The sequence below is a fragment of the Streptomyces sp. NPDC017993 genome, assembly GCF_044328065.1.
In the GTDB taxonomy this organism is placed as follows: domain Bacteria; phylum Actinomycetota; class Actinomycetes; order Streptomycetales; family Streptomycetaceae; genus Streptomyces.
On the sequence record NZ_JBIRGO010000023.1, the window covers coordinates 87688 to 110664 of the forward strand.

The window sequence follows — 22977 nt, forward strand, 5'->3', positions numbered from 1 at the left end:
GTTGGGGGGCCGGGAGCCGTAGCGCAGCAACCGCCGTGCACCGTACGCGTATTGGAGAGGTGATCGATGGGGGTCCCTGGACCCTTCCCCGGTTCCGCGGGGAGGCCCGATGCCCCGGTGCTCGACCGGGAGGAGGTGGATCGTGCCCTGGCGCGGCTGAGTGCCGAGTACGAGGCGATCGAGACGTCGCTGCTGGCGTTGCAGGACCATGCGGGTCGGCGGCTGTTGGAGGGCGCTGATCTGTCGGGCGTCACCAAGGAGCGCTGGGCTGCGACGGAACGGTCCATCACGGTTCTGTGGTCGCTTTTCGACGCTTACACGGATGCGCTGGAGGAGGCGCGTGTGCTGCGGGAGCGGCGGCGCTGGCCTTCGGCGGAGGATCTCGTGGAGCTGACGGAGCTGTTGCGTGGCAGCGGGGTGACGGTCCCGGGCGCTGCGGCGTCGGGTGGCGATGCGGAAAGCGGGCCTGCCCGGCTGAGCGAGCGGTTCAGCCTGGAGCAGCTGGTCGCGCGGATGAACGGGCTGTACGCGCGGTCGCTGGATGTGATCGTCGCGGCGGACGCGGTGTGGTCGGCGTTGCCGGCGCGGATCGATCTGCTGTCGGCGGAGCTGCGGCGTACGCGGTCGCTGGCGCATTCGGTGGGGGTGCGTCCGGGTGAGCATCCGGCGGGTGACGATCTGGAGTGGATCACTGATGAGTTGTCGCGGTTGCGCGCCGAGGTGATCGCGGATCCGCTGGCGTTCTGGGTGTCGTCGTCGACGGGGAGTTCCGCGCCGGGTGGGGGGCGTCCCGATACGGAGCGGTACGACCGTGCGGCGCGGGCGCTGGAGGACATCCGGCGTGAGGTCGAGGCGGTGTTGGATGTCCGGCAGGACGCGGAGCAGCGGTTGATGCAGCTGCGGGACATTCTTTCGCGTGCGGACCGCACGCTGACCGAGGCGCGGCAGGCGCGCGGTGAGGTGCTGGCGAAGATCGCGGCGTCGGAGGTGCCGGCGGTCAGTGGTCCTTCGACGGCGTTGCACGAGCAGTTGTCGGCGGCGGCGAACTACCGGCGGCGTTCGCAGTGGCATCGGCTGTCGCCGTTGCTGGACAGTCTGGAGGAGCGCGCGGAGGACGAACTTCATCGGGCGCGGGAGTCGTTGACCGCGGTGACGGCGCCGCTCGCGGTGCGGGCGGAGCTGCGGGGCAGGCTCGATGCGTACCGGGCGAAGGTCGCGCGGCACGGGATGGCGGAGGATCCGCTGCTGGTGGAGCGGTATGACGTGGCGCGCCGGATGTTGTGGAGCGCTCCGTGTGATCTGCGGGCGGCCGAGCAGGCGGTGTGGCGCTATCAGCAGGCGGCGGCGGAGGCGTGTGTGCCGTCGCAGGTGGAGCGTAAGGGGGAGTCGTGACGGAGCGGGCCGGCGCGGAGTGCCAGCGGCGGGGCTGCGCGGGCAGTTACGAGGACGTCGGTGACGGCGAGCTGTACTGCGACGTCTGTGGCCTGGCGCCGGTGGTCTCGCCTGGTGGCCGGCTGTCGTCGCCGCCGACGGGTCTGACGGGCCGGGCGCCGGCGGGTGTGGCGTGGAGCGGCGATTCGGAGCGGTCGGGGTCGGCGCGCATGGCGGGGACGGTCGCCGGTGCGGCGGGGACCCATGTCGCTACCGCGGCGAGGGCTCCTGAGGGCGGTTCGGCGGGGTCGTCGGCGTCGGTGGCTTCCGCCGGGTCGAAGCGTTCGGTGTCGGGGCGGTCGTCGTCGGGGCGTTCGGCGGGGTCGCGGCGTTCGGTGTCGGGCCGGCTGTCGCGTGCGATGTCCGGTGGTGAGCCGACGCAAGGGATGTCGGCGCCGGTGTCGGTGTCGGTGTCGGTGCACAGCGCGGGCAGTGGCTCGGGGGCGGGGTCGGCGCGCGGGCGGCTGGGTGCGGGGCTGGTCTCGGTGCCGCAGGTGCCGCGGCCCGATCCGCGGACGGCGGTGCTGGAGAACCCCGAGGTTCCTGAGCGGAAGCGGTTTTGCAGTCGTGGTGACTGCGGGGCGCCGGTGGGCCGGTCGCGCGGTGAGCATGAGGGGCGTACGGAGGGGTTCTGCACGAAGTGCGGGCACCCTTACAGCTTTGTGCCCAAGCTGCGGGCCGGTGAGGTCGTGCACGGCCAGTACGAGGTCGTGGGGTGCCTGGCGCACGGCGGGCTGGGCTGGATCTATCTCGCGGTCGACCGGGCGGTCTCCGACCGGTGGGTGGTGCTCAAGGGCCTGCTGGACACCGGCGACGAGGAGGCGCTGGCGGTGGCGGTGTCCGAGCGGCGGTTCCTCGCCGAGATCGAGCACGCCAACATCGTGCGCATCTACAACTTCGTGGAGCATCTCGACCGGTCCGCGGGCAGTCTCGACGGCTACATCGTGATGGAGTACGTCGGCGGGAAGTCCCTCAAGGACATCGCCAACGACCGGCGTGCCGCCAACGGGCGGCGCGATCCGCTGCCGGTGGAGCAGGCATGTGCGTACGGCATCGAGGCGCTGGAGGCGCTCGGCCATCTGCACAGCCGCAACCTGTTGTACTGCGATTTCAAGGTCGACAACGCCATCCAGCAGAACGACCAGCTCAAGCTGATCGACATGGGCGCGGTGCGCCGGATGGACGACGACGAGAGCCCCATCTACGGCACGATCGGCTATCAGGCGCCGGAGGTGGCCGCGCTGGGTCCTTCGGTCGCCTCCGATCTCTACACCGTCGCGCGCAGCCTCGCCGTCCTCACCTTCGACTTCCAGGGCTATACGAATGTCTTCGTCGACTCCCTGCCGGATCCGGAGCACATCGACGTCTTCCGGACGTACGAGTCCTTCTACCGGCTGCTGGTGCGCGCCACGGACCCGGAGCGGGCCCGCAGGTTCGCTTCGGCGGAGGAGATGGCCGAGCAGCTGACGGGTGTGCTGCGGGAGGTCGTGGCGCTCCAGTCGGGCGAGCAGCGGCCGTCGGTGTCGAAGCAGTTCGGGCCGGAACTGCGAGTGGTGGACACGGAGTTGATGGCGGCGCCGCGGGGCGACAGTTCACTGCTGGGCGCGCGCGAGGTGGCGCCTGGCCGCGGCCGGCGGGCGGGCAGGAAGGCGGGGCGGGCGGCTTCGGCGGCCGGCCCGCCGGTGATCCCGGCGCAGACGGCGTACGAGATCGAACCGCCGGACGGCAGCGGCCCGATGAGCAGTACGGCCGCTGCGGACGGCGCAGCCGGTACAGCCGCGACGGGCGGCCGGGCGAGCGGGGTAACGAGTGGCGCGGGCGGCGGGGCGGCCCCCCAGTCGACCGCGCCGGGCGGAGTTTCCGCCGCGGGACCCGTTCTGCGGCCCTTGGACCCCGGTGTCGCGGTGCTCGCGCTGCCGGTGCCGCGGGTGGACCCGGCCGATCCCAACGCCGGTTTCCTCGCGGGGCTGATGGCCGCCGCGCCCGCCGAGCTGATCGCCGCGCTGCGCTCGGCACCCGCCGATTCCCTGGAGGGGCGGCTGCGGGGCCTGCGGGCGCGCCTGGAGATGGGCGAGGGTGCCGCGGCGCTTGAGGCCCTGGAGGCGATCGAGTCGGATCCGGCCGGGGAGTGGAACGCCGACTGGCGGGTGGTGTGGAACCGCGGCCTGGTGTCGCTGGCGACGCAGGACCGCGAGACCGCCGCGCTGGCGTTTGACGCGATCTACGACGCCTTCCCCGGGGAGCCCGCACCGAAGCTGGCCCTGGGCATCTGCGCTGAGCTGTTGGGGCAGTTGGACAACGCCGCGGAGTACTACCGCATGGTGTGGACGACCGACCACAGCTATGTCAGTGCCGCGTTCGGCCTCGCCCGGGTGCGGCTGGCGACCGGCGACCGGACGGGCGCGGTCGAAACGCTGGAATCCGTACCGGAGTCATCCATTCATTTCACCGCGGCGCGCATCGCTGCGACCCGCGCCCGGCTGCGGCAGCGTTCCGCCCGCGACGCGCTGCTGCCGGACCTGCGCGCCGCCGCCGAACAGGTCGAAGCCCTCGCGGACTTCGGCCTGGACGCCGAACGCCGGGAACAACTCGCCACCGAAGTATTGGGCAGCGCCCTGGACTGGGTACTCTCCGGGAGCCACGGTGGCGGACCGGACGGCGGGCGGACCACGCACGGGCGGCCGTCGCTGCTCGGCAGCGCGCTGGACGAGCGGGGCCTGCGGTTCGGGCTGGAACGGTCGTACCGCATGCTCGCGCGGTTGGCGCAGCGTGGCGAGGAAAGGATCGAACTGGTGGAACGGGCCAACCGCTTCCGCCCCAGGACGTGGGTGTGACATGGGTGTGACTGGGCTGTCCCGGTGTCCGAGCTGCGATGAGCCGCTCGACGCGGGAGACAATTTCTGCGGGCGGTGCGGCGCCGGCCTCGTGGCGCCTGCCGAGCGGCCGGGCGGGCAACCGACGCCCACGGTGAACGGCGCGGCCGGCGCCCCTGCGTACGGCCCCCCTCCGCCACCCGCGTACGCCCCCGAGGCGTCGGCGCCTCCGCGGCCCGCATCTCCGCTGAAACCGCCGGTGGGTCCGCCGGCGCCCGCGCCGCGGCCCGCACACGTCACGGACGCGCAGCAGGCAACGCAGGTACCGCAGCCACCCCATGGCTCGCAGGGCACGCAGACACCGCAGGGCTCGCACACGCTCCAGGGCGCACAGGCACCGCAGGGCTCGCACGCGCCGCTCCCGCCGGAGGGGCCGCACGCGCCACAGGCCGCACAGGCGCCCCGCGCCCCGCAGGCGTCGCCCTGGCCCGAGGCGTCGCGCGCACCCGAGACGCCGCCTTCGCCGCAGGGGCGCGTACCTCAGCAAGCCCCCTCGCCCCAGGCTCCGGCCGGCCCGCCTCCTCCCGACCCGCAGGCCCGCCTCCCGTACGGCGCTGTCAACGCCCCGCCGATGCCCGGCCACGCGCCGACGGCGGGCATCGGCGTAGCAGCAGAGCACGCAGGCACTCAGGCGGCCGACGAGCCGCACCCGGCAGGGGAGGGCCTCGGCCCCCCGGTCGCCGACCCTCGCGTCGCCGGTTACGAGGTCGTCGCCGACGCCGCAGCGGCGGGAGCGGGCGCGGCGCCGCAAGCCCCGAGCACTGCTGGACGGGCTGCCGGTGCCCCGGCCGGGACGCCGGCAGCCGCCGCGCCCACGGCAGCCGGCAGCGAAGCGGGCCCCGGGCCGGTAACCGATGGCGGCACGCCCGCCGAGACCGGCCCCCATGACGGGGCCGCCGGCCCGCACCCCACTCCCGCGCAGGGCACCCGCGTCTGCGGGGCCTGCCGGGCGGGCGCCGTCGACTCCGACGGCTACTGCGAGCAGTGCGGCCACGCCCAGCCGCGGGAACGGGACCACATGGAGCGTGAGTTGGCCGGTATCGCGGCGGTCAGCGACCGTGGCCACCGACACCACCGCAACGAGGACTTCTTCGCCCTCCGGGCAGCCGCCCTGCCGGACGGCACGCCCGCCGTCGTGGCAGTGGTCTGCGACGGCGTCTCCTCGGCGACCCGGCCGGACGAGGCTTCCCAAGCGGCGTCCGAGGCCGCGGGCGCGGCACTGCTGGCCGCCCTGCCGCAGGGCACGCATCCGCAGCAGGCCATGCACGACGCGATCATGGCGGCCTCGTCGGCCGTCGACGCGCTGGCCGACGAGCCCGGCGCGGCGCACGACGAACACCGCCAGCAGAACGCTCCCGCCTGCACGTTCGTCGGTGCTGTGGTGGGTGGCGGGCTGCTGACCGTCGGCTGGGTCGGCGACAGCCGGGCGTACTGGATCCCCAACGACCGCACGGCGCCGCCCGCCCGGCTCACCGAGGACGACTCCTGGGCGGCCCAGATGGTCGCCAACAACCTGATGACGGAAGCCGAAGCCAACGCCGACGAGCGCGCGCACGCCATCACGGGCTGGCTCGGGGCGGACGCGTACGAAGTCGAGCCGCACACCGCAACGTTCAAACCGGACGGCCCGGGTGTCGTGGTGGTGTGCACGGACGGCCTGTGGAATTACGCGGAGTCCGCGGACCGCATGGCCGCGGTCCTGCCCTTCGACGCGCCCACGCGGCCGCTGAACGCCGCCCGGACGCTGGTCAGCCACGCCCTCGACAGCGGGGGCCACGACAACGTAACAGTGGCGCTGGTCCCGTTCCCCGCACCACTAATAGGGGCAGGATCGGCCTGACCGGCCGAAAAACGAACACGCCGGACACGGTCAACCCTGGCCCCCTGACCCCCCTGCCCCTATGACTCCATGACCTCCCGCCCCGGCCTCGGCCGCTGAGAGCCGGTGGGGCAGGGAGACGGTGGGGACGGGGGCCGGCGGGCCGGATGGCAGTGGGGGTTCGGGGACGGGCCCCGAACCGGGGGCCGGAAAAGGGGATCGGGGAACGGAGAACGGTCGAGGGGAGAAGGGGGACGGGAACCGGGGGAAGGGGCGCGGGAAAGCAGGGGAAGCGGGACCGCACCCACACAGCCACACCCGCCACCCGCCACCCGCCACCCGCCACAGACCGACGAGCCACGCACACACAGGCACGCACACACAGGCACGCCCGCACCACCGAGCGACGAGTACGGCGCGGGCCGCGCCGACGGGGGGAAGTACAGCAGGACTTCCGTCCGCCCCCTTTGCCCCTCTTGCCGATCGACCGGCACGGAGTCTCAAGGAGCGGAACTGATGGCCAATTTCGCCAAGTCGCGTGTGCCGCGCTTCTCCGCCGAGGTGTATCAGAACCCCTACCTCCCCGAGGGCGGGCGCGAGGTGAACGCCATCGTCACGGTCACCGCGACAGGCGGCGGCACGACCGGTGGCCGGCCGGTGTTCGCCGGCCTGTCCGACGTCCCGGACGCGGGCGTGGTGATCATGGTCGACTGCTCCGGGTCGATGGACTACCCGCCCACGAAGATGCGCGGGGCCCGCGAGGCGACCGCAGCCGCCATCGACACGGTGCGCGACGGCGTCGCCTTCGCGGTGGTGGCCGGCACCCACCAGGCAACCGAGGTCTACCCCGGCGGCGGCCGGCTGGCCGTCGCCGCCCCGGCCACCCGCGCCGAGGCCAGGGACGCCCTGCGGAAGCTGAGCGCGGGCGGGGGCACCGCCATCGGCACCTGGCTGCGGCTGGCCGACCGGCTGCTGTCGTCCGCCGAGGTGGACATCCGGCACGGCATCCTGCTGACCGACGGCCGCAACGAGCACGAATCGCCGCAGGATCTGCGGGCCACGCTGGACGCCTGCGCCGGGCGCTTCACCTGCGATGCCCGCGGCGTGGGAACGGACTGGGAGGTCAAGGAGGTCACCGGCATCGCCGCGGCGCTGCTCGGCAGTGCCGATATCGTCGCCGATCCAGCCGAATTGACCGCCGACTTCACGCGGATGATGGAGGCGGCGATGGGCAAGGAGGTCGCCGATGTCGGCCTGCGGCTGTGGACGCCGCTGGGCGCGGAGGTCACCTTCGTCAAACAAGTGGCGCCCACCGTGGCCGATCTGACCGGCCGGCGCACCACGTCCAGTCCGCGGTCGGGGGACTATCCGACCGGCTCCTGGGGCGATGAGTCCCGCGACTATCACCTCTGCGTACGCGTGCCGGACGCAGGTGTCGGCCAGGAGATGCTGGCCGCGCGCGTCTCATTGATCATCTCGGCGCCGGACGGCTCCCCCGCGCGGCCCCTTGCGCAGGGGCTCGTACGGGCGGTGTGGACCGATGACACGGCCGCTTCCACATCGATCAACCCACAGGTCGCGCACTACACAGGACAGGCGGAACTGGCACAAGCCATCCAGCAGGGGCTCGATGCCCGCAAGTCGGGCAAGGTGGACGACGCCACCGCGAAACTGGGCCGGGCGGTGCAGTTGGCGAACGCCTCGGGGAACGTGGACACTGCGAAACTGCTTGCGAAGGTGGTGGACGTCGTCGATGCGGCGACCGGTACTGTGCGACTCAAGGCGAAGGTCGCCGAGGCGGACGAGATGACGCTCGAAACGCGCTCGACGAAGACCGTTCGCGTGAAGAAGTAACGACGAGAAGTACCACCGAAGAAACGGTACGGAGGGGGAAGAACCGACATGCCGACCTGCCCGAACGGCCACCAGTCGGTGGCCGAAGACTGGTGCGAGGTGTGCGGCCACCGGATGGCGGGTGCTGTCCCCCCGCCGCCCTCCCTGCCTGCGGGGTTCCTGAACGCGCCGCCCAGCCAGCCGACCGGCCAGCCCGGACCGCCGCCCGGAGGCCCAGGCCCCGGCACCCAAGGCGGTCAGGGTGGTCAGGGTGGCTATGGCTTCCCGCCCCCCGCGCCCGGCCCCGGCCCCCAGGGCGATCAGGGTGGCTACGGCTTTCCCCCGCCCGCCCCTGCGCCCGGCCCCGATCCGTCCGCGCAGGCCGAGCTGTGCCCGCAGTGCGGTACGCCGCGTCAGGCGATGGCTCCGTTCTGTGAGGGGTGCCGCTACAACTTCCTCACGCACTCCCCCACGTCCTACGCCCCGCCGCCCGGCCAGCAGCCCGGCCCGCCCCCCGGCGGCCAAGGCGGCTACGGCTTTCCGGCGCCCCCCGCGCCCGGTCCGGGCCCCCAGGACAGCCAGGGCGGCTACGGATTCCCGCCGCCGCAGCAACAGCACCAACAACCTCAGCAGCCGCAGCAGGGCCCGCCCCCCGGCCAGCCCGGCCCCGGCGGCTATCCCGGTCAGCCCGGCCCGCCGCCCGGCATGCCCGGCCCCGGCATGCCCGGCCCGCCGCCTCAGCAGCACCAGCAGCACCAGCAGCAGGGCGATGACTGGACCCTGAATCCGCCGGGCGCGCAGAGTGCCGCGCCGCCGATGGCCCCCGCGCAGCCGGGCCCACAGGCCCCGTTCGAGCAGCAGCAGCCACCCGCGCCGTTCCCGCCGCAGCAGCCCGGCCCCTACGAGCAGCAGCCGCAGCAGCAGCCCGGCATGTACGAGCAGCAGCCTCCGGCGCCGTACGAGCAGCAGCAGCCCGGCCCGTACGACTCCCAGCACCACCAGCAGCAGGGGCCCCCGCAACAGCAGGGCCCCCCGCAGCAGCAGCCCGACCAGCAGTGGAACGGCGGACCCGGCCAGGGCCCTGCCGCCCCGCCGCAGGGCCCGCCGCCGGTCGTCGGCGCGGGCTGGGTGGTGGCCATAGCACCGGACCGCGAGTACTTCATGGCGATGATGGGCCGCAGCGGGCCGGAGGCAGCGGGGCTCAACCTCCCCGCGTACTCCCCCGAGCAGGTGCTTCCGCTCGCCAACGGTCAGATCGCCGTCGGCCGCCGCCGGAACAGCACCGGCGAGGCCCCGGACGTCGACCTGGGCCGCTCGCCGGAGGACCCGGGCGTCTCGCACCAGCACGCGCTGCTGGTGCAGCAGCAGGACGGCAGCTGGGCGGTGGTCGACCAGAACTCCACCAACGGCACGACGATCAACCTCGCCGAGGACCCGATCCAGCCCTACGTGCCGGTGCCGCTCCACGAGGGTGACCGGGTGCACGTCGGCGCCTGGACGACGCTGACCGTCCGCCGAGGCTGACACCGGGGAGGTCCGCGCCCGGAGCCCCGCCCTCAAGAGCGGCGGGCCCTCCGAACGGAAGCGACCCATGTTCGGGGCGTGATCAACCGATCACGCCCCGAACGCCGTTATGGCCCGAGCGTCCCCCGGCGCTCTCCCCGCGACTCTCTCCCAGAGGTCCCTCCCGCCGGTCCCCGTCTCCGTCCTCCGCCCGAAGACCTAGGACTGTGCGTCTGACACCATGGACGGGTGAACAAGATTCCGCGCGGCACGCTTCAGGAGCAGACCTTCTACGAACAGGTCGGTGGCGAGGAGACCTTCCGCCGCCTGGTGCACCGCTTCTACCAGGGAGTCGCCGAGGACCCGCTGCTGCGGCCGATGTACCCGGAGGAGGACCTGGGTCCGGCCGAGGAGCGGCTCGCGCTCTTCCTCATGCAGTACTGGGGCGGCCCCCGTACGTACAGCGACGGCCGCGGGCACCCCCGGCTCCGGATGCGCCATGCCCCGTTCACCGTCGACCGTGCGGCGCACGACGCGTGGCTGCGGCACATGCGGGACGCCGTGGACTCCCTCGAACTGTCCGAGGAACACGAGACGACCCTGTGGAACTACCTGACGTACGCGGCCGCGTCGATGGTCAACACCGCGGACTGAGAGCCCTGCCGCGCCCCGTCCCGCCCCGCCAGGCCGCCTGCGGAACTGCGAGCAGCGACCGGCGACCGGCGACCGGCGACCGGCGCGGGACGAACGAAGCGGCCGGCGGCTCCCACGCGGGCCGGGCGTATCCCACAGGCACCACAAGCGCCTACTCCGCCGCGGCGGAGCGAGAACGCAGAGAACACAGAAGACCGCAGAGACCGCAGAGAACACAGCAGGGGCCTGAGACGTCCAGCGACGCTGAGAAGCTCCGGCGAGGCAACAGGCCGTCTGCGCCTGTGGCGGCTCGTGCGGGCATGGGACGCCACAGAGGGGCGCCGCAAGGGGTGAGCAGGCCCGCCGGACCGCCGGACCGACGACTGCACAGCCTGGAGACGGACGCCGGAAGACGGCCGGGCGTTGAGGCGGCCCGCAGCCGAAGGCCGCCCGTCAGAGCGACCTCAGCAGACCACCGACGCCCCAGGAGCCGACGTCCCGACCGTCGTCGATAACGGCTACTACCTGCCCGTCGTCACGGCCGCCCTGTCGTCACGTCGGTGTGACCGACAGGCCCGAGAGTCCCTTGAGTCCCGCCGGGCCGCCCGTCCGTACCGCGATCGAGCCGTAGGCGGTGCTCAACCGTAGCCAGCCGCCCGCGGCGAGCAGTGTCGGCGCCTGCGGCTGAGGTGCGGAACCGGGATGGGCGGCACTCGCCTCGGCGCCGTCCATGGCGCCGGGGGTGGCGTTCTCGGCGGCAGCGGGTGAAGTGCCGCCGACCGCGAGGGCGTTGGCGCGCGCGGGGCGCAGGAAGCCCAGCGAGTGGGCGGCGTGTGCGGCGCGCAGCGGGAGGTGGGTGTCGCCGAGGGTGCGCGACCAGATGTCCCGGCCGATACGGTCCCGTTCGGTGCGGGTGCGGTGCTGCGGCGGCAACGCCTCGTCGCGGGCGCGGAATTCGGCGACCGCGCCGGCCACGGCGCGGACGAGGGCGTCGGGGGTGGGCAGGCCCGGCACCCGTCGCCAGCCGCCGCGCGGCGGCAGCAGCCCGGCCCACGGCGGCCCGGTGACCGCGGCGGGCACGGTGACGGTGTCCGCCGACTCCTCGACGCCTTCGAGGAGTTCGCCCGCCGAGACGGTGACGTCCAGGGTGAGGTCGTCGTCGGCGAGGCGGGCCGTACGGATCGCCAGGACCTCGAAGGACGGCGGGCGGCCGAAGACGGCGAGTACCCCGCCGCCGGCCTGGAGCCGTACCGCGGCGGCACGGTCGTAGTGGATCAGCCGGGCCAGGAAGGCGGCGAGGTCCGCCGCCTCCCCGGCATCGGCCAGGCGCAGCGCCGTCATACGGCGACGGCCCCCTCCTGGTGCGACGCGTCGTCCATGTACTCCTTCAGGAAGGACTTCTCCTCCGCGGTGATGCGGCGGGGACGCTCCTCGGTGAAGTTGTACGGGACGACGATGGTCGAGGCCCTGAGGTAGAGGGTCGCCTCGTCCTTGACCTCGTACGCGATCGTCATGGACGCGGCGCTGACCTTCGTCACCCACAGCTCGATGGACACCGGGGCGTGCCGGTGCACCAGGGGCCGCACGTAGTCGATCTCGTGCCGCGCCACGACGGAGCCGCCCGTGAACGACGGGCTGCCGTTCCCCGGCGCCAGTCGGCGCATGAAGTCGATCCGCGCCTCTTCGAGGTAGCGGACGAACACCGCGTTGTTGACATGGCCGAAGGCGTCCATGTCGGACCAGCGCAGGGGGCAGGAGTAGAGGTGTCGCACGCTGCTCAGCCCCGGGTCAGCTTCTTGTACGTGGCGCGGTGCGGACGGGCCGCGTCCGGGCCGAGGCGCTCGATCTTGTTCTTCTCGTACGACTCGAAGTTGCCCTCGAACCAGTACCACTTGGAGTCACCCTCGTAGGCGAGGATGTGCGTCGCCACGCGGTCCAGGAACCAGCGGTCGTGGGAGATGACCACGGCCGCGCCGGGGAACTCCAGCAGCGCGTTCTCCAGCGACGACAGGGTCTCGACGTCGAGGTCGTTGGTGGGCTCGTCGAGGAGGAGCAGGTTGCCGCCCTCCTTGAGGGTCAGCGCCAGGTTGAGGCGGTTGCGCTCACCACCGGACAGCACACCGGCCGGCTTCTGCTGGTCCGGGCCCTTGAAGCCGAACGCCGAGACGTACGCCCGCGAGGGCATCTCGACCTGGCCGACGTTGATGTAGTCGAGCTCGTCCGACACCACGGCCCACAGGGTCTTCTTGGGGTCGATGTTGGCGCGGCTCTGGTCGACGTAGCTGACCTTGACCGTGTCACCGATCTTGATCGAGCCGGAGTCCGGGGTCTCCAGACCCTGCAGCATCTTGAACAGCGTGGTCTTGCCGGCGCCGTTCGGGCCGATGATGCCGACAATGCCGTTGCGCGGCAGCGTGAACGACAGGTCGTCGATGAGGACCTTGTCGCCGAAGGCCTTGCTGAGGTTCTCGACCTCAACGACGATGTTGCCCAGGCGCGGGCCCGGCGGGATCTGGATCTCCTCGAAGTCCAGCTTCCGCATCTTGTCGGCCTCGGCGGCCATTTCCTCGTAACGCGCCAGACGGGCCTTGGACTTGGCCTGCCGCCCCTTGGCGTTGGAGCGCACCCACTCCAGCTCGTCCTTCAGACGCTTCGCGCGCTTGACGTCCTTCTGGCCCTCGACCTTGAGGCGGGTCTGCTTGGTCTCCAGGTACTTGGAGTAGTTGCCCTCGTAGCCGTGCAGGCGGCCGCGGTCGACCTCGCAGATCCACTGGGCGACGTGGTCGAGGAAGTACCGGTCGTGGGTGACGGCGACGACGGTGCCGGGGTACTTGGCGAGGTGCTGCTCCAGCCACTGCACGGACTCGGCGTCCAGGTGGTTGGTGGGCTCGTCGAGGAGCAGCAGGTCGGGAGCCTCGAGGAGCAGCTTGCAGAGCGCGACGCGGCGCTTCTCACCACCGGAGAGGTTGTTAACCGGCCAGTCGCCGGGCGGGCAGCCCAGGGCGTCCATGGCCTGCTCCAGCTGGGTGTCCAGGTCCCACGCGTTGGCGTGGTCGAGGTCCTCCTGGAGCTTACCCATCTCCTCCATCAGCGCGTCGGAGTAGTCGGTCGCCATCAGTTCGGCGACCTCGTTGAAGCGGTGGAGCTTGCCCATGATCTCGGAGGCGCCGTCCTGCACGTTCTGCAGCACGGTCTTGGACTCGTCCAGCGGCGGCTCCTGGAGGAGCATGCCGACGGTGTAGCCCGGGGAGAGGAACGCGTCACCGTTCGACGGCTGCTCAAGACCGGCCATGATCTTCAGCACCGTGGACTTACCGGCGCCGTTGGGACCCACGACACCGATCTTCGCGCCAGGCAGGAAGCTCTGCGTCACGTCATCGAGGATGACCTTGTCGCCGTGCGCCTTGCGCGTCTTGCGCATCGTGTAGATGTACTCAGCCAAGAGAAACCGTCCAGCAGGTTTGGATCTATCAGGTCTGTGTGCGGCTCCGCCGCCTGGGCCATGGTGCGGCGTGGCCGCGCGAGGGCAGATACACCCCATCTTGCCGTACGTCCATCCCCCGGGGGAAACGGGTGCCACTGAGCGGACAGCGGACAGGCCCCGGTATGGCGGGCGGGAGAGCGCCACGGCTCCCCCCTTGCGCTCGCGACGGGGGAGCTGCGGGCAAGGTGCGGAGGACGCCCGTGGCCCCGGAGCGCTGGTGCACTCCGGGGCCACGAGGTCTTTCACCGTCCGTCGACGAGCGAGCGGCGGCCTGTCACCACTCGGTCACCGTCCGGTTGCTTCACCGGGGGCGGTGACCGTTGGCCGGCCGGGCGGCCGGTCGCTCGGTGACGCGGTCACTGAGCGGGGGTGCCGGCCTTCTTCTTGCGAAGGAAGAACACCGCGCCGCCGCCGACCAGCACGAGAAGAACCGCGACGCCCGCGATCATCGGGGTGGCGTTGCTGGAACCCGTCTCGGCGAGGTCACCGCCGGTGTCGCCACCAGCGGTGCCGCCGGCCGTGGCCGGGCTGGGCTGCGAGGACGGCTTGCCGCCACCGCTACCCGCGGTCTTGCAGTCCAGGACGCCGGAGAAGGACTTCTTGAAGCCGCCCTCACCCTTGATCGTGATCGAGTAGGGCTGGTCCTCGGCCACCGGCACCGTCACGGTCTGCGACTTGCCCGGGGCGATTTCGTATTCCTTGCCGGAGAGCTGGAAGCGGAACGCCTCATCGCCCTTGTTGCTGGCGGTGACGTCCACACCACCCTTGGCGCAGTTCTTCTCGGCGGTGATCGCCGGGATGGCGCCCTGCTTCTTCCAGGAGACCGTGGCCGCCGCGGAGACGGTGGACTCGCTGGAGCCGGCCAGGATCTGCGTCTGGCTCTTGGCGTGCTCGCCGATACCGGTGAAGGCACGGCCCACCGGGACCTTGGTCGCGGCCTGGGCGGTCAGCGAGGTGCTGCCGTCCGCGGCACCCGCGGGGACGTCGAAGAAGAGCTGGGTGCCGTCGGCGGCGCTGGTGACGGGCTTGCCGTCCTTGCCCACGACCTTGACACCGGCCGGCACGTCGGCGGCCGGCGAGACCGTGACGCTGTCGGCGTTGGTGTGCACGGTGACCGGGCCGAGACGGCTGCCGGACTTGCCGGAGACGGCCGGCGGGTCCAGCGTCAGCGACGCCTTGGGCTCGGCGAGGTTCTGCGCGCTCTTCTCGAGGAAGTCGGCGAGCTTCTCGGCCGCCGGGTCGACCGCGTCGACCTTGACGTGGTCGGAGAAGCGCCAGATCGCGACCTGGGTGCCGGCCGCGGCGGTCTTCTCGGTCAGGTTGCCGGCGTCGGCCTTGGAGGCGAGCGCCGCCAGGTCGTTCACCTGCGGGTAGGAGTTCTGCAGAATCCAGCGGATCTTGCCCGCGTCCCCGTTGTTGTGCAGCGACGAGGCGCTCCAGGGCACTTCCTGGTACTTCGCCTGCTGCTGCGTCGGGTTGTGGATGTCGATGCAGTACGTCTGGAGCGTGCCGCCGTTGTCGACCGCCATCTCGAACAGGCCGGCGCCGACGCGCTGGTCCTGGCCGTCGGCGTGCACGATCGCCTGGTCGAAGGTCTTCAGACCACCGAGCGTCGCGGTGGCACCCCCGTGCGTGGGAGTCGTCTCATCCGCCGCGGCAGTTCCCGCGGTGGCTATCGCACCCGCCGCGACCAGGCCGGAGGCCACAACCGCGGCAGCAAGGCGGGCTGCGCCCCGCCTCTTCATCGAAAGCATGATTTCCCCTCTGGGCGAGGCGGTCGAATGGGGAGGGTGCCTCGCCGGAAAGATCTGAAGAACTCAACAGCCGAACAAAGTCAGCCCCCGTGAGTACTCGACGGATCCTATGGAGCAGGCGCATCAGGGTCCCCGGGAATGGCATTCCATAACCGATCCGAATCGCAATCGTTATCGATGGCGAGCACCCTGACCTGGCATTATCGACAAATCAACGGGACTTTTCAGGGCACTGACGCCTTCTCAGGCGCACTGCGCCCGCGGGAAGTTGAGCCTGCGGCAAGAGAGACGGCGCAGGCTGCGGAGTCGGTGACGGTGGTAGCCGTACGGGGCGGGCGGGAGGCGAAGGGCGGCTGGGAGGCTCGGGCGGGGTGGCTGCCTGTGAGGTCGAAGCGTCGACGTACTCCGCCTGGGCGCCGGCCTCCTCGACGGGAGCGCGCTCAACTTGAGCTCCCTCGCCTCGCGCGCCCTCCACTTGAGTTCCGTCGCCTTCGGCCTTGATGCCAACCTCCCATGCCGAAGCTCTCTCGCCCGCCTGCGCCGCGCCTGAGCCGGGCGCAGGTGTTGTCGCGCTCGCCGTCGCCGCTCTGGCTGTTGCTCCGGTTGCTGTTTCTGCTGTCTCTGTTGCTGTTGCCGTCGTTGTTCGCGTGCCGGGAGCGGTGCCAGGGCCGGTGCCGGTGCCGGCTGCCCAGGGGTCGGGGCCGGGCGTACCGGGCTGCGCCGGGACCACGTCCATACGCGGCCTCGAAGCCCGGCGGAAAGCGGCGGTGCCCCGGGACAGGTCGTGGCCGACCGCGACGGCGTCCACTTCCGCCGAGAACCAGCGCTGCCCGCCCTGCTCCGGTGGCTTCTCCCCTTCCCTGAGCCGCAACCTGCCCTGGACGATCAGGGGTTCGCCCACCGCTACCGACGCCGCGACGTTGTCGGCGAGCGTTCGCCACGAGCGCACCGTGTAGAAACTCGTGTCCCCGTCGGTCCAGCACTCCCGGGTCCTGTCCCAGCGCCGGGACGTCGCCGCCAGCCGGAACCTGGCGACCGGCACCCCCGTTGGCGTCTGCCGGTGCTCCACCGCCGTCGCGGCGTTTCCCACCAAGGTCACCATCGTCTCGCTCATCGAACCCACTCCCCCGTTCGCTCTCCCCGAGCTTGCTCGGGTGCGTGACCGCGTTGCGATCTGCCTGCGATTGATGCTGCACGGAATCGCCGCGCGCCGCAGAGACCTGTGGACGACCTCCAGGCTGGGGATAACTCCGCCACCCGGGAGGGACGGTGGCAGCAGGGGCGAGCCTCGAAGCACGAGCACGGCGTACGGCCGACGAGCGTGGCGGATGGCCGACAGGCTTGGCGGACGGCCGACGAGCGTGGCATGCAGAAGGGGCGGCCGATTACCTGGCCGCCCCACCCGCCTCGCACGCAGTGCCGGGCCCGCCCGCCCGGCGCACACGACGCACTCCCCGATCAGGCCCCCGAGGCCACCGCGTACTGCTCGCGTACCTCGCGGTAGCGCAACAACTCGGCCGCGACCGGCTCCAGGACCCTTGCCCGTCCGCAGCCCGCCGCCGCGCTCCTCAGGCGCCGCTCGGCTTCCTGCCCGTACCGGCGGGCCGGGCCGCGCGCCGCGATCCGGCAGATCCAGGCCAGCACCGGGCCGCCCACCGAACCGATGGCCGCGGGCAGCAGTGCGGGGAGCCATGCCGTTGTGTCGGTCAGCCCCACAATCGCCCCCAGCAGCCACAACACGCCCACCACTTGCAGGGCGAACAGCAGGCCCTGCAACGCGGCAGCCACCGTCCACCAGCGCGGCTTCACCACCGGCCCTCCCCTGAGGGATTCCTCGGCGTCGGCCGCCACCTTGTCCAGGGCACCCGGCAGCCCCGCCGCGCCCCGACTCGCCGCCTCGCGCACGGCCTGGGCCCAGGGCGCCGGCAAGCCACGCGCGGCGTCGCCTGCCACGGCCCGTACGGCCTGCTCCACCACCGGACGGGCCGCCGCCCGGACGTCCAACGCGCCCTCGCCGCCCCCGGACCCTGGTACGCCGGTCGCCGCGCTCGTCTGCCCGTACTGCCCCTGCCGGCCGACCGCCCCGGGCCCCGCATGCGCCGGCCCGGCATGCGGGTTCCCGACGCGCGCACCGATACCGGCGGCCCCGGTGCGAGCCGCGCCGGGCGGTCCGCTCCCGGCCGGCCCGGCCCCGGTCAGTCCGCTCCCGGTATGGCCTTCCTCCGCCCGGCGTCCGCGCCGCCAGCCGTTGAGCCGCGACCACGGGGAGCCGTAGGCGCGGTAGGCGTGCCGCAGCCAGTCGCGTTCCGCCGCGCGCCCGGTCGCCACCGCGCCGACCGCCTCGGCCAGCCGGTCGTCGAACTCCTCGCGGGCCCGTTCCGTCAGCCCGATGCGGCGCTCCGCCACATACACCGACCGCAGCCGCTCGGCCGCCGCGTCCACGTCCGCCATCAGCCGCCGGCTCGCCGCGCCCCGTTCCGCGACGAACTGGCCCAGCGTCTCGCGCAGTTCCACCACACCCTCACCGGTAGCGGCGGAGAGGGCCAGCACCACCGCTCCTGGCTCACCGTGCTCGCCGAGCGCCAGTCCGTCCTCGTCCAGCAGCCGGCGCAGGTCGTCCACCACCTGGTCCGTGGCGTCGCCGGGCAGCCGGTCCACCTGGTTGAGCACGACGAACGTGACCTCGGCGTAGCCCGCCAACGGCCGCAGATACCGCTCGTGCAGCACCGCGTCGGCGTACTTCTCGGGGTCGACGACCCAGATCACCGCGTCCACCAGCTCCAGCATCCGGTCGACCTGCGTCCGGTTCTCGGTGGCCGCCGAATCGTGGTCGGGCAGGTCGAGCAGAATGAGCCCGCGGAGCTCGGGGGCTTCGTCCGCCGGGGTGTGGCGGCGATGCGCCGGCACGCCCAGCCGGTCCAGCAGCCCCTCCGCGCCGGGCCGGCCGTCCGACCAGACGCAGGCCACCGGCTGGCAGGTCGTCGGCCGCCGTGCACCCACCTGCGAACGGCTCGCCCCCGCCAGCGCGTTGAACAGCGAGGACTTCCCGCTGCCGGTCGCACCGGCGATGGCGACGACGGTGTACTCGCCGGAGAGCCGGTAGCGCTCGTTCGCCGCCTCCAGCACCCGGCCCGCGTCCTCCAGCGTCTCGGCGTCCAGCCGGGTGCGGGAGAGCGCGATCAGCTCACGCAACGCGTCCAGCCGAGGCCGCAGCTCCTCACCCACGGTGCGCGGTTCGCGGTCCGCCCCCCGCCCGTACGGGCCGGGCCGGCCCGTCGCCGCGCCCTCCCCGCTGCCCCTGGGCGATCCGTTTCTCGCGGCCACCCGGCCGCCCCGGGCCACCTGCCCGCCGAGCCCCACCGTCCCGCCGCCCGACCTGAGGTCCTCGTCCACGGCATCCTCCATGGCCGCGGCCAGGTCGACGGCCACATCCCCGCCGACGCCCGCACGTGTGTTGCTGCACGTGCCCACACCGGAGGCGCACTGCACGCTCGCGGTAAGGAGCTGCTCCTTGGCCGCCGCGTCCCCCGTCGCCGCCGTCCGGGACTCGCCCGCGGCCTCCAGCGCTCGCCGCCGTCCTCCCGGCCGCGGGAACTCCCCCACCCGTGCCCGGCGCGCGATCAACCCGTCGTCCCAGGGCCCGCCGCGCACATCCGACGGCCCAGCCAACGGCCCGTCGGGCGGCCCATCCGACGGCCCACTATCGGCCACACCGCCGAGTCCGCTGTCCCCGATACCCGCGCCTTCCGCACCATCGACGTCACCCGGGGTACGCGGCCCCGGAGCGCTCGGAAGGGGCTCACTCGCAGTCGGGTCACTGGGCCCGCCCAGCCCTGGAACGCCCGGAACGCCCGGAGCGGTCGGAGCGGTCGGAGCGGTCGGAGCGGTCGGAGCGGTCGGAGCGGTCGGAGCGGTCGGAGCGGTCGGAGCGGTCGGAGCGGTCGGAGCCGGTACGCCCGGAGCTACCGGAGCGTTCCCAGCAGCGGCCGGGACACCGGCACCCGCCACGTCGCCACCCGCAGCGTCAGCCGCGCCCCCCTCACGCCCTCCGCTCGTCGGCGCGATCGGCTCGCGGCCGTCCGCCACCTGCTCGCCGCCGCTGCCGCGCTCCCCGCCACCGCCCTCGCCCTCGCCCTCGCCCTCCGCCCGATGGTCCTGCCCTGCCTGCCCCGCGTGCTCCGTAGAAGCGGTCACCCCGACACCTTCTCCTTCTGCAATACGGACAGCGCGGCGATCAACTCGGCCTGCTGATCCGGTGGCACGGCCAGCTGGTCCAGTGGTGCCAGCCGCCGCTCTCGCTCGGCGTCCAACGCGCAGTCCACATACGTCGTCAGCAGGTGGCTGCCCCGGTCGCACAGGCTGAGCGCGCTCTGGGCCCCCAGCAGATCGGCGAGGTTCTCACCCGCCGTACGGGCGCGGCGGCCACCGAGCAGCGAGGTGGCCAGCAGGGCAGCCGACTCCTCGGGCTCGACCGAGCCGGGCCGTTCGCCGGCCTGGCCCCCGCGTGCCTCGCGGGTCTCCTCGTCGGCCAACTCCTCCAGGCAGCGGCGCCAGCGGCGGGCGAGTACACCGAGGCGTTCGCCCGCGCCCGCGGCGCCGACGGCGGCCGACCGCACGACCTCGGCCGCCGCGGGATCGCGCCGCCAGGCGTCGGCGGCCCGCTCGTCGGCCTCCTCGACTGCGCAGGCCAGCAGGGACGTGAGCCCGCTGGTCAGCGCGTCCAGCAGTTCGTCGGGCCGACCGCCCAGCTCGTGGTCGTGCCAGTGGGCGCGCGCGTCGCCGGCCAGCACCTCACCGGCCGCGACTTCCCGGCGTACGCGCTCCCCGGCGTCCTCGTACGCCTCTTCCACGCGGCAGGCCAGCCGCAGAGCCGCGGCGTGCTGGGCGGCGGCTGCTCCGGCCAGGGCGGGCACTCTGCTGCGCAGGGAGGCGATGACGCCGGCGGTGGTGCGGTCCCCGGCGGCCGCGCGGGCCACGGGGTCCTGGGCGTGCTGTTCCAGCCAGGCGCGCAAGGCGGCGACGGCCGTCGCGGGCAGCAGTCCGCTGCCGCCGCCTGCCGACTCGGGAAGTTCGGGGATGGTGAAGCGCGGCACGTGGCCGAGCCCGGCACGCTGGAGCAGTTCGGCGTACCGCCCGGAGATGTCGGTGGCGATCTGGTGCGGCACCCGGTCCAGCACGGTCACCAGCGTGACGTCGTATTCCTTGGCGGTACGCAGCAGATGCCAGGGCACCGCGTCGGCGTAGCGGGCGGCGGTGGTGACCAGCACCCATACGTCCGCGGCGCAGATCAGCTCGGCGGCCAGTTCCCGGTTGCCGGCGACCAGGGAGTCGATGTCCGGGGCGTCGAGGAGCGCCAGCCCGCTGGGCAGCGCCGGATCTGTCTCGATCCGCACCGTCGGCAATCCGGAGTCGGCGCCTGCGCCCACGCCGTATCCGTCACGGGGGCCGTACCCGGAGCCCGATCCGCTGTAGGCATGCCCCAGCCCGTGCCCGTCGTTCCGGACCCCGTCGTTCCGGAGTCCCCGGCCGGACCCGTGATCGCGGCCGTCGCCCGTCCCGTGGCCGAACCCGTCCCCGAACGCCGGCTCCCGCTGCGCGCCGGGCCCGTAGGGCGGGCCGGCGGCGTCCGGGCCGTCACCGCCTTCCTGCTCCGGCACCCACACCCGGGTGAGGCGGGGCAGCACCCGCCGGCCCGCGAACCAGTGCTGATCGTCCGGATGACAGACGAGCACCGGCGTACGCGTCGTCGGGCGCAGCACCCCCGCCTCGGAGACACGCCGCCCCACCAGCGAATTGACCAGTGTGGACTTGCCCGCTCCGGTGGATCCGCCGATCACCGCGAGGAGGGGCGCCTGAGGAGCGCGCAGGCGGGGAATCACATAGTCGTCGAGTTGGGCGAGCAGCTCGGCCCGGCTCCGCCGGGCGCGGGCGGCGCCCCGTAGTGGCAGCGGAAAGCGTGCGGCGTCGACACGGTCGCGCAGTACGGACAGTGCCTCGATCAGTCGCGGTCGTACGTCCAAGGTCGCCACATGTGCAGAATGCCCAATTTCGTTGGCTTTTTGAAGCGTATAACCCCTCGTGTGCCCCGCAAGAACCCCTACAGAACGGGATAAGTGACGCATGAGGCGTACGCGACAATTGAGACGCAGGCATAACGAGTGCACAACACCCGGCGCGCGGGACGCCAAAACCGGTGCAGGATTCGTACCTGCCTGCGATTCTTGGACCGCTTCACGGAACCTCCACAACGTGCCACGGAGGTGAAGCAACCGGGACAAGGCACCCGGGCCTCTATCCTTGTCCGCGGTCCGTGATCCACGTCCACAGCCCGGCCCCCGTAGCTCAGTGGATAGAGCAGGTGCCTTCTAAGCACTTGGCCGCAGGTTCGAGTCCTGCCGGGGGCGCTTTCCAAGACCCTCCCTTAGGGAGGGTCTTTTTGCTGGCCAGGGCAGGTGCGGGCACACACGCAAAGCAGCCGGTCCCTCCCCTGATGATCACGGGGAGCACGGGGAGGGGCCGGCTGTGCCCGGCTCGCGCCGGGCTTCCACGAGTGGCCGCGTCGAGTACGTGTCGAAGCTTCTGCCGCCTGCTTCGGCGCCCCCCAGCAGAGGCCCATGCCGGGCGGGCAGCACTTGGCCTGTCGCCGCTGCGTCCGCACCGCCGGGCAGGTGCGCGCCACTTCGGCACAGCCCCCGGCCGGCCAAGCCGGACGGCTCATCCGCGAACTCGGAAGCAGCGGTTCGACCAAAGCCCACGCCTGATCAGTCGGCACATTTGACGACACCGCACGAACACACAACAGAGACGCAACGACTTTTTGGACTCCCCCGGCAAAATAATCCATTGAAGGAGCGGCAGGGCGATTATGTGATGATCAAGATGCTTCCTTGGGGGGAATTCGATGAAGCTCAGAAATCGTGCTGCAACGACGCCGGTGACTTGCGCACTCCTGGGGGACCTTTCGTGGGTTCAATCACTGCTGACGCAGGGATGTTGATTCCGGCCAGGAACCGAATCTTCAACGCCGCGGCAGCCTGACGTGTACCTCCAGGCCGCCGCCCTCACGCGGTACGGCTTTCACGAATCCGCCGTGCGCGCGTCACGGAGCGGACGATGGACAAGCCCAGCCCCACGCCTTTGTCACTGCCTGTGCGCTCCGTACGCAGTCGCCTGAACGGTTCAAAGAGGTTGTCCACCTCGTACGCAGGTACAAGGCGCCCGGTTGTAGCGGACTGCGTTCTGCACCGGATTCAGTGCGGCCCGCTCAAGTAGAACGCCATTGCCTTGGGCGTACGCGGATTGATGTACACCGCGCAACCCCACGCCGGTCGCCTCTGCCTCGATGCGGGCCTGGTCGACTGACAGAGAGGCCACCTCGGCCAGATCAACAGGCTTTCGTTCAGCAATCTCATTCTCGCTACGCGCCAGAAGCAACAGTCCTTCCACGAGTTGCTCGCTGCGTTCGTCGGTGGCCAGAAGGGTTTTCCCCAACTGAGCCAGCTCCGGAGAGACCTCCGGGTCGGACATCTGCACCTCAAGCAGGGTGCGGTTGATCGCGAGCGGGGTGCGTAGTTCGTGCGAGGAGTTCGCGACGACCCGATTCCGTGACGTACGTGGGTGCGTGATGCCGCGTCACCCGGCATCGCG

General features: G+C 72.2%; 13 protein-coding genes, 1 tRNA gene and 1 pseudogene. 7 read left to right on the plus strand and 8 right to left on the minus strand.

All coding sequences use genetic code 11. The annotated features are described in order from the left end of the window. Positions 1–66: 66 nt before the first annotated feature. From ACH4FH_RS32495 to ACH4FH_RS32520, 6 genes are all read left to right on the plus strand, one after another. Positions 67–1392: a hypothetical protein gene (locus tag ACH4FH_RS32495; protein ID WP_398559533.1), complete on the plus strand. Its 1326-nt coding sequence runs from the start codon at positions 67–69 to the stop codon at positions 1390–1392. Continuing rightward, positions 1389–4265, plus strand: coding sequence for a tetratricopeptide repeat protein (locus ACH4FH_RS32500; RefSeq protein ID WP_398559534.1), 2877 nt, complete (start codon positions 1389–1391; stop codon positions 4263–4265). The genes ACH4FH_RS32495 and ACH4FH_RS32500 overlap by 4 nt, the downstream gene beginning before the upstream one ends. Positions 4266–4875: 610 nt before the next feature. Further along, on the plus strand, positions 4876–6144 hold the full coding sequence (locus ACH4FH_RS32505) for a PP2C family protein-serine/threonine phosphatase (protein ID WP_398559535.1): 1269 nt from the start codon (positions 4876–4878) through the stop codon (positions 6142–6144). A gap of 495 nt (positions 6145–6639) precedes the next feature. Further along, on the plus strand, positions 6640–7977 hold the full coding sequence (locus ACH4FH_RS32510) for a VWA domain-containing protein (RefSeq protein ID WP_398559536.1): 1338 nt from the start codon (positions 6640–6642) through the stop codon (positions 7975–7977). A 48-nt stretch (positions 7978–8025) separates the two neighbouring features. After that, entirely contained in the window at positions 8026–9480 is a 1455-nt protein-coding gene (locus ACH4FH_RS32515; RefSeq protein ID WP_398559537.1) for an FHA domain-containing protein, read from the plus strand. A 228-nt stretch (positions 9481–9708) separates the two neighbouring features. Beyond that, positions 9709–10113, plus strand: a complete 405-nt coding sequence (locus ACH4FH_RS32520) for a globin (RefSeq protein WP_393895495.1) — start codon at positions 9709–9711, stop codon at positions 10111–10113. A 531-nt stretch (positions 10114–10644) separates the two neighbouring features. Here the strand turns inward: ACH4FH_RS32520 and ACH4FH_RS32525 are convergent. The 7 genes from ACH4FH_RS32525 to ACH4FH_RS32555 form a co-directional block, all read right to left on the minus strand. Next, the gene (locus tag ACH4FH_RS32525) at positions 10645–11433 is read right to left on the minus strand and encodes a hypothetical protein (protein WP_398559538.1); all 789 of its coding nucleotides are present in this window, start codon (positions 11431–11433) and stop codon (positions 10645–10647) included. Next, entirely contained in the window at positions 11430–11864 is a 435-nt protein-coding gene (locus ACH4FH_RS32530) for an acyl-CoA thioesterase (protein WP_398559539.1), read from the minus strand. Before ACH4FH_RS32530 ends, ACH4FH_RS32525 begins: the two co-directional genes overlap by 4 nt. 5 nt (positions 11865–11869) lie before the next feature. Next, positions 11870–13534: an energy-dependent translational throttle protein EttA gene (gene ettA, locus ACH4FH_RS32535; RefSeq protein WP_398559540.1), complete on the minus strand. Its 1665-nt coding sequence runs from the start codon at positions 13532–13534 to the stop codon at positions 11870–11872. A 398-nt stretch (positions 13535–13932) separates the two neighbouring features. Continuing rightward, positions 13933–15330, minus strand: coding sequence for an LAETG motif-containing sortase-dependent surface protein (locus ACH4FH_RS32540; protein WP_398559541.1), 1398 nt, complete (start codon positions 15328–15330; stop codon positions 13933–13935). A gap of 211 nt (positions 15331–15541) precedes the next feature. Then, entirely contained in the window at positions 15542–16444 is a 903-nt protein-coding gene (locus tag ACH4FH_RS32545; protein WP_398559542.1) for a single-stranded DNA-binding protein, read from the minus strand. 344 nt (positions 16445–16788) lie between these two features. Next, positions 16789–18954, minus strand: coding sequence for a GTPase (locus ACH4FH_RS32550; RefSeq protein ID WP_398559543.1), 2166 nt, complete (start codon positions 18952–18954; stop codon positions 16789–16791). A gap of 566 nt (positions 18955–19520) precedes the next feature. Continuing rightward, on the minus strand, positions 19521–21350 hold the full coding sequence (locus tag ACH4FH_RS32555; RefSeq protein WP_398559553.1) for an ATP-binding protein: 1830 nt from the start codon (positions 21348–21350) through the stop codon (positions 19521–19523). A 311-nt stretch (positions 21351–21661) separates the two neighbouring features. Here ACH4FH_RS32555 and ACH4FH_RS32560 point away from each other — a divergent pair. Further along, a tRNA-Arg gene (locus tag ACH4FH_RS32560) sits at positions 21662–21734 on the plus strand. Positions 21735–22348: 614 nt separating this feature from the next. On the opposite strand, the pseudogene ACH4FH_RS32565 reads toward ACH4FH_RS32560, so the two are convergent. Further along, positions 22349–22941, minus strand: a pseudogene (locus ACH4FH_RS32565) (sensor histidine kinase); the annotation flags it as partial. Positions 22942–22977: the final 36 nt, after the last annotated feature.

Excerpts from the sequence above, each read along its gene's own strand:
- ACH4FH_RS32495 (WP_398559533.1), top strand. The coding sequence starts at position 67 with ATGGGGGTCCCTGGACCCTTCCCCGGTTCCGCGGGGAGGCCCGATGCC.
- ACH4FH_RS32505 (WP_398559535.1), top strand. The coding sequence starts at position 4,876 with ATGCCCGGCCACGCGCCGACGGCGGGCATCGGCGTAGCAGCAGAGCAC.
- ACH4FH_RS32510 (WP_398559536.1), top strand. The coding sequence starts at position 6,640 with ATGGCCAATTTCGCCAAGTCGCGTGTGCCGCGCTTCTCCGCCGAGGTG.
- ACH4FH_RS32515 (WP_398559537.1), top strand. The coding sequence starts at position 8,026 with ATGCCGACCTGCCCGAACGGCCACCAGTCGGTGGCCGAAGACTGGTGC.
- ACH4FH_RS32525 (WP_398559538.1), bottom strand. The coding sequence starts at position 11,433 with ATGACGGCGCTGCGCCTGGCCGATGCCGGGGAGGCGGCGGACCTCGCC.
- ACH4FH_RS32540 (WP_398559541.1), bottom strand. The coding sequence starts at position 15,330 with ATGCTTTCGATGAAGAGGCGGGGCGCAGCCCGCCTTGCTGCCGCGGTT.
- ACH4FH_RS32545 (WP_398559542.1), bottom strand. The coding sequence starts at position 16,444 with ATGAGCGAGACGATGGTGACCTTGGTGGGAAACGCCGCGACGGCGGTG.